The 4,410-nt window shown below is 34.1% G+C and carries 4 protein-coding genes and 2 pseudogenes; 1 reads left to right on the forward strand and 5 read right to left on the reverse strand.

Features of this window, described 5'->3' with window-relative positions; translation table 11 throughout:
• The 3 genes and pseudogenes from tnpA to D3222_RS26535 all read right to left on the reverse strand — a co-directional run.
• Positions 1-261, reverse strand: a pseudogene (gene tnpA / locus D3222_RS23605) (IS200/IS605-like element ISPlu2 family transposase); the annotation flags it as partial.
• Between the two features lie 31 nt (positions 262-292).
• Entirely contained in the window at positions 293-1,522 is a 1,230-nt protein-coding gene (locus D3222_RS23610) for an AAA family ATPase (protein ID WP_118988251.1), read from the reverse strand.
• 29 nt (positions 1,523-1,551) lie between these two features.
• Positions 1,552-1,884, reverse strand: coding sequence for an AAA family ATPase (locus D3222_RS26535; RefSeq protein WP_118988252.1), 333 nt, complete (start codon positions 1,882-1,884; stop codon positions 1,552-1,554).
• A gap of 724 nt (positions 1,885-2,608) precedes the next feature.
• Between D3222_RS26535 and D3222_RS23620 the strand changes: the two genes are divergently transcribed.
• Positions 2,609-3,205, forward strand: a complete 597-nt coding sequence (locus D3222_RS23620) for a type 1 glutamine amidotransferase family protein (protein ID WP_088374415.1) — start codon at positions 2,609-2,611, stop codon at positions 3,203-3,205.
• A gap of 97 nt (positions 3,206-3,302) precedes the next feature.
• On the opposite strand, the pseudogene D3222_RS23625 reads toward D3222_RS23620, so the two are convergent.
• Positions 3,303-3,718 (reverse strand): annotated as a pseudogene (locus D3222_RS23625) (ISNCY family transposase); the annotation flags it as partial.
• 240 nt (positions 3,719-3,958) lie between these two features.
• Positions 3,959-4,410 (reverse strand): IS630 family transposase (locus D3222_RS23630; protein WP_118988253.1); only part of this gene is annotated, 452 nt, incomplete at its 5' end.

Raw genomic sequence — 4,410 nt, forward strand, 5'->3', positions numbered from 1 at the left:
CTTACTGGCCGTTCTCCCCTTCAGCCTTCTCATGATTTCACTTGGCGCTAATGTTGGGGGACTGCTGACGAGTATATGCACGTGATCTTGACTCACAACTCCCTTTAATATTCTGATTTCAAAGGAGCCGCATGTCTGACGGATTAATTCTCGCACTCGACTTGCCACTTCTCCTGTCAGCACTTTGTATCTGTATTTCGTTACCCACACAAAATGGTATTCAATCTGAAATACCGTGTGGCTGCCATATCTGTAATCCATGTTGCACCTCCGGTACAACACAGTATCGCAGCTAAAGCTGACCGGCTAAAGCCGGTGGTTTTAACCTTTCATTTGGAAGAATAAAATAAAGGAAAACTATTAATGTCTTTTCTCCTTCACTAAGACTCTTGTAGACATCATTCTCTAATCCATCTTCTCGTACTAATTTATATGAATCAGAACTCTCATGAACTTTCTCAAGATGAAACCCAGTAATACCAATCTTAAGAAGTGTGTTGTTAATATTCTCAATTGAAGCATCAATGTTAATTACTCTGGCTAAATTATCAGCTATTATTTTTTTATTTTCATCAATATCACTAATAATACTATCTAACTCTGCATTATAGTTTTTTATCTTATTTTCCAATTCTATTACTTCTAACTTATAAGAATTGAAATAAGAAACAAGGCCATTCTTTAGCATCGACCAGAATTTAACCTCCAGCTCTTTCTTATAATTCTCTCTGTTTGATAATCTTAAATTATACTCCTTAATCTTTAAGTTAATATTATTAATTATCTTATTTATCTCACAAATAAGATAATTAGTTTTAGTTAACTCAAGACATTTGCTAGGTGTTGTTATTTTTTCCTTAATCAGACTAATATTATTATGAATTTCTTTTTTCAACTCAGATGTTAATTTATAGAAATTATCTTTATCAAAAAACCTTTCATCTAGATTAATCTGCTTTAATACGTTAAAAATATTATCACACTTAAATTGATATGAAGTAAGTTTTTCCTTAATTGAATTTATTTTTTTATCATATGTATTATTGAATATTTTATTTATTTCTAACCCAAAATCGATTGGAATAATTTTCTGACAAAATGGACACTTATTATCACTAAGACTTAAATAATCCAATCCTTTCTTAATCCAATCAGAGCTATTTAAATTGATTATGAGAGCTGAAAGATATGAATCATTAGTACCTAATATCATCTCATTAAATATTTCATCAGTTTCAATTTCATATATATAATTATCAATTTCAGTGCAATAATTCAGTGAGTTTACCTCATTAGAAAATAATTCATTTACTTCTTTTTCCAAGGAATAGCGTGATATGTCTTGTTGTATATCACAGGAATACTCAAGAATTTTTTCGAAAAATTTATCTTTGCTCTTCTTATAACGTCTCAGATAATGATGCAATGGATTACTATTATCTCGATAATCCGCAGCATAATCCCAAACTAAATTTTTCAATTCACTTTTGAGCCTAGAAATCTCTCCTTTAGACTCATTAATATTATTAGATAAGACATTCCTTCTCTCATTTAAAGTAGAATTATTATTTTTTTACTTTCTATTATTTTTTTTGCTTCTATATTTTCCTCATTCAAAGTGAAAATTCCCGGATGACTATGAGTATAAAAATTTCTTTCGATAAATTCATTATTATATACTAATATATCTAACTGATTCTTTCTCGGCTCATGCAAGCAATTCAAAAATTGGCTGTCATCAATTGATTGCAGATAACGCCCTAGAGTAGATTTCCCAGAACCATTTTGCCCATAAAATAAGTTCACTTTTTTATTTGTATCAATTTCAACAGCATGCTCTTTCAAATATGTAGCAACTCCAGATATAGTCAACGATTTAATCATATCATTTTCTCTCTAAATACACGAAATTCCCATGTTTTAACATAAAAACTAATATTTTTAAACACCTTATAAATTCAATTGACTACATACCTATACCTATACCTATACCTATACCACCGGTATGGTCGAGTGTCACACGAATTAGCCATAATAATTCTCAATTTCATGTAATTATAACACTTCCATATCTTTACATTTATTGTATACTATCCATTGTGAGCTGTCGTTTTTCCTATTTTCCTTAGCTATCCAGATTACATGCTTGTAACTGTTAGGTTTAAGGATTGTCAGTGGTCCGCACTGTCGTTAGAAATAACGGAGGAAATATGAACAGACAAAAGTCAGTCTTCGTTCGTAAATACCGTCGTTTTCGTTATGGGCAGTGGGAAAATGTGATTCAGCACTTCCGTTCTTGGCCTAGACGTTAATGATTAAGTAAGCGGCGGCTCACTCCGCCTTGCAACCCATTAATTACATTGATAATGACAGTGGAGAGGTTCCTTATTTAATACTTATCGATCTGTTACGATACGTCAAAACTGTAAACAAGACATAGATCCGATACTAACTGATATTTAGTTCTCGTTCTAGACAACAACCAACCCCTTGTTATTGCAAGTTTAAAATGCCACCCAATCCTGCAAGGCAGAAATGTCACCTTTTATCTGAAAGAATAGGGATGCGGGTTAATGATTTGAAGTCCAAATACAAAAGGAAGTTGCGGATGAAAAAAGCTTTTTTTTTCTTACTGGATAACTATGCAGATTGGGAAGGTGCCTTTCTTGCTAGTAGGCTGAATGCAAGCAAAGAGTGGACAGTAGAGACTGTTTCTCTAGAAAAAGGAACCTGTAAATCAATAGGTGGTTTCACCACCATGATTGATCATTCCATTGATACCCTTCCCTGCTACGTTGATCTTTTTGTCTTGATCGGAGGAAATTCATGGCATATAGAATCAAGTAAACTAAATAAACTTATTTCCATTTATCTCAATGATGGAGTTGTTGTTGCTGCAATTTGTGGGGCTGTTGATTTTTTGGCGAGGAATGGAATATTAAATGATTATAAACACACTGGAAATTCCCCATATTTATGGAGAAATTATAATAAATATAAAAATGATGATAATTTTATTTTAAAACAAGTAGTTGTTGATAGAAATTTAATCACAGCAAATGGTACGGCATGTATTGAATTCTCAGAGTGCATACTAAAAAATCTAAATTTTGAAACACCAGATATAATTAAAAAAGATCATGAGTTGTTTCGAATAGGCTATTACAATTATCTTCTTCAATATGAAGAAGATCCATTTAAATAGACAGACATCAGTCCAGTAATATTGAATAGATATTTAACATACCTTTTTGCTGCATTAACTTTTCAACTTTCGGTTATAATTTGAAACTGACTTTAAATTATTCAGAATTGAACAGTACAGAATTTATGGTTCTGAGTTGCTCCTGATAACGCACCTGAGCCCGGCGTTTGGCATACTCTGACTTCTGTCTCGTTTACCCTGACGTTCCAGTTCATCCATTTTGTCCTGAGCGAATTTTAATACCGTGCCAAAACTTTTATTATCAACGACTTGTCCTTGTTTAATACAATCGAGCTCATCGAAGACTTGATAATTCAGTGACCAATAGCCATATTTAAACGCTAATGTGCCATCTGGATAGTCATAGACTTTGATATTTTCTCCGGCAATTCTTGAGTTTTCTTTTGTCGGTTCAATCAAATAAATCATTTTGTCATATCGGAAGGTTAACGATTTAGTCAGCTTACGAGTCTCTTGCCAAGCAAACATATCATCAAGTTCTTCGGCGCTTTCGGTATGTCGGACCAAAATCACTGTAATTCTCATGCAGCAGAGCCAACACCCGAAGTTTAAATGATTCAGGCAGTGCCCTGTTTTCCCCGATGACCGTGAGCTAATGCAGCAGTATCTGATTCACGATAACGATTGACGAGCCGTTGAACCTACCGTTCTGTCAGTTTCAGTTGAGCGCAGTATCACTCCGTCTCAAGCATTTCTCAGAAACCGCCTGAATAACGTTATACCCAAGAAACTTCAAGATGCAGTTTTTAGCACCTGAAAATGGTCGTTAATTCTAGACGTCAGCGAGTCCGCTATATCAGGTAACGTTGTGGTGAAAAATTTGAAGATTTTGTCTCGAAATTCATGTTTATCCGCGAAATAACGGTTATTTCGAACATGTTCATTTATGACCTTCCATAATCGCTCTATCGGGTTTAAATTTGGGCTGTATGGCGGAAGGTAATGTAATTCAATATTGCTAACATAAGCCCACTCCTTCACAAGATGAGCTTTGTTGTAACCCGCCCCATCCACAATAAGATGAATTTTTTGATGATAGTCAGGATAAGACCTTCTTATTTCATTGAAAAAACAGCAAATGTTGTAGTCATTGAGGGTTTGATATTCCTGGAACACCGTACGACCAATGGCATTCAGGTTGAGGGCGCCCAATAGATTCAGGCGAGTTCGGCTTCCAGTTGTTT

The sequence above is a fragment of the Photorhabdus sp. CRCIA-P01 genome, from assembly GCF_003545805.1.
GTDB lineage: Bacteria > Pseudomonadota > Gammaproteobacteria > Enterobacterales > Enterobacteriaceae > Photorhabdus > Photorhabdus antumapuensis.

Excerpts from the sequence above, each read along its gene's own strand:
- D3222_RS23620 (WP_088374415.1), top strand. The coding sequence starts at position 2,609 with ATGAAAAAAGCTTTTTTTTTCTTACTGGATAACTATGCAGATTGGGAA.
- D3222_RS26535 (WP_118988252.1), bottom strand. The coding sequence starts at position 1,884 with ATGATTAAATCGTTGACTATATCTGGAGTTGCTACATATTTGAAAGAG.